Here is a 2882-nt window from a genome sequence, read left to right on the forward strand (position 1 = left end):
CAGTATGATAATTTAACAATATGATATACATTAAAAAACAACTTGGATTCTATTTTAGTGAAGTCCAATTAGGAGACACCTACAATGTAGGGACAACGTTAGAGGATTACGACAACGGCACATTCCTGCTACTTAACGACGATCAGATCGCCTTTCACGAGGCGAACCCGGACGCAACCCCGCTCGAAGTGTGGAACATGGAAATCCCTTCTTCCCCGGAACCTGAACCCGCCCCCGAACCGGACACACTGACTATCGCCCGGCAGCAGAAGCTACAGGAGATAGCCGATCAAGACAAGTTTTCTGAAAAGTTTTTCGTGATGATAACTCAGGGCGGAATAGAGATAGCCAATGTAGAGCTGTGGGCTAATAGCGCGTTGCGTACCTCTCTTCTCGGCAGCACTTTGCCGGCGGAGGCATCGGACGGTAAAAAAACAACAACCTTGTGGTCGACTACAACTCCCAGCCAGCCGCTTGAAGTCCCTATTGATTGGGCAAAAAAGAACCTGCTCACATTAGAAATTTATGCGAAAAGGACGTATGATCTTATGCAGACCAACAGGAATGCAACTCTGGCAGCTACGACCGTCGAAGAAATACAGGCTATCGACGCAAAGGCGGACTATCCGCATTTTCTCACATTTGAACTTAATTTGGATTTAGGGGTATGAAAAGGAGTTTGATGGGTAGTAGAGAAAAGAAGCTGTTTATTAAGCGTTTCTACCCGGCTGGGAGTTATACTTGGACGGTTCCGGCAGGATGTACCGAGGTTGAAGTTTTTATTGTCGGTGGTGGCGGAGGAGCTTATACTGCATATAATGGTGCTAGTACTGGTGGTAGTGGTGGTGGCTATACTAAAACATATCGTGGTAAAGGATATATCAAACCATCTTCTGGCACATGGATGGGAACGTATTACGATGGCAGGGATGGAGATGCAATCAAGGTAACAAACGGGCAATCCATATCTATTATTGTAGGTGCTGGTGGAAATGGCGCGAATGGCAGATATTCGCAGTTTATGAATGCTAATTACCGCGCTGAAGGTGGAGAAGTTGGGAACACAAATAATAATACTGGAGGTAATGGAGGTTCTGGTGGTGGTGGAGGTAATGGCGGAAATGATAGAAATGGTGGTTCTGACGGTGCAGATGGAGGTGGTACAACTAAAGGTAAAGGACAGGGACATACAACGCGAGATTTTGGAGAACCAGATGGCAAGATAAATGCAGCAGGTGGTGGCGCGTATGGAAATCAGGTAGGAGGTAAATCTGATTATATTGATGGAAAAGGAGAAAATGGGGGATTTCGTTCGGATACAAATCTTTATGGAGGTTATGGAGGAGGGGGATATGGTGGAGGAGCTGGATCGATTGTAAATTCTGGCGCATCAAGTAATAAAGGTGGCGACGGCACTGTCCTAATCCGCTATTGGGCATACGAAGAATAATTAAAACTAAAAGATATGACAACAACAATCAAATCAACCCAATCCGACCTGCTGACATTATTAGCAGTCGTCTCCTGCGCTCTCATCATGGCAGCGCAATCAATCAGCGTACCTCACTACTTGCCGACCTCTAAGATCGAAGAAGGTACGATAGTAGAGAGGAATGATAGTATAACAACTGTCATAATACCAGATATCCGGTGATGGTTGCAAATTACGAAAAACATAAACATAAAGATATGAACCCAAAAGGGGAGCCTTGCTTCACAGCGGAGCTCCCCCGTAGGAAAAAAATGAGGGCTGCTGTATGAGCAGCCGCTACAAATATAAGGATTAAAAATCAAAGGTTATGACATTATTGATTATTTCTTTCTTGGTGATCGCTGCTTATACAGCGGCGGTTTGTATCAAAGCTAAAGGTGTGCCTTATTCGATCAGTGCGACGTATTACACCCTTGATCATAAATTGATCTTTGGTGCAAGCATGGCACTGACGGCTATGTTCCTGTTCCCGGTCGTCTGGGAACTGAGCACAACCTTCACCATGCGGCTACTGGCGATAGCAGCCTGTATCGGTTTGATCGGTGTCGGCCTTGCTCCCGATTTCAAAGATGCCTGGATAAACCGCATTCATTGTGGATCGGCTGCATTGACCTTAATATCTTCTCAGCTATGGGTAGGCTGTACGCCTTTCTGGTGGGTTATTATTCCGGTGTGGATGGCATACTTGATATATACCTGTATCGCCATCGGCAAACAGAAGGAGGGTGTCTTTGTGTATAAGTTTATTCAAACGAAGCCGATGTTCTGGTGTGAGATTGCAGCGTTGTTTACGACTTTTGGCGTGTGCGGGCTTGCGTTTAGGCTACTTTAAAAAATCGCCTCCCATCTATCACAGACCGGAGGCGGTTAAATAAACAATATTGCGCCTTTCGGCACGACCTATGCAAATGTAACGATTATATATTAAAACACGACAACAGTCAGAATGTCATTTATAATATTTGATTATCCGGCCTGTCGAACCGAATCAGCAATAATTTAGCAGCATGGAAATAAAGCGCGGAAATACAGTAGTTTGTGACGTTTATTTGAAGGAGAACTCCTACACGGTCGAAGAGATCATGGGAGAGCATACGCTTACCCTGACTTTTCTTTCCCGCAATGTGGTAGAGCTTCAGATCAACGACTATATAGATTTCGAAGGGACAAAATATAAGATCCGGCATAATGAAAAGGTAACCAAGCGCGAAACATCTCTTGGTTGGGAATATACCGTTCAGTTCTATTCAAGCCGGTACGACCTTCAAGATGTGCAATTCTTTCTTCATGGCACACCGGAGCGAAAGAAGAACTTCGACTACTATACCGGAACCGCACGTGACTGGCTGAACCTGATGGTTACGAACATGAACCGGGGAGATTCAGGTTG

The 2882-nt window shown here is 45.1% G+C and carries 4 protein-coding genes and 1 pseudogene; all 5 read left to right on the forward strand.

From position 1 onward, the window contains the following. The first annotated feature begins 20 nt into the window (after positions 1-20). Complete coding sequence (locus H8S65_RS20675; RefSeq protein WP_186931695.1) at positions 21-671, forward strand: hypothetical protein; 651 nt, start codon at positions 21-23, stop codon at positions 669-671. 11 nt (positions 672-682) lie between these two features. After that, positions 683-1450: a glycine-rich domain-containing protein gene (locus H8S65_RS20680; RefSeq protein WP_186931696.1), complete on the forward strand. Its 768-nt coding sequence runs from the start codon at positions 683-685 to the stop codon at positions 1448-1450. A 15-nt stretch (positions 1451-1465) separates the two neighbouring features. After that, positions 1466-1654 carry a hypothetical protein gene (locus tag H8S65_RS20685; RefSeq protein ID WP_186931697.1) on the forward strand — a complete coding sequence of 63 codons (189 nt, stop codon included), beginning with the start codon at positions 1466-1468 and terminating at the stop codon, positions 1652-1654. 145 nt (positions 1655-1799) lie between these two features. Next, positions 1800-2324: a hypothetical protein gene (locus H8S65_RS20690; RefSeq protein ID WP_186931698.1), complete on the forward strand. Its 525-nt coding sequence runs from the start codon at positions 1800-1802 to the stop codon at positions 2322-2324. 175 nt (positions 2325-2499) lie between these two features. After that, positions 2500-2882: pseudogene (locus tag H8S65_RS20695) on the forward strand (hypothetical protein); the annotation flags it as partial.

The sequence above is a fragment of the Parabacteroides hominis genome (assembly GCF_014287585.1).
Lineage (GTDB): Bacteria > Bacteroidota > Bacteroidia > Bacteroidales > Tannerellaceae > Parabacteroides > Parabacteroides hominis.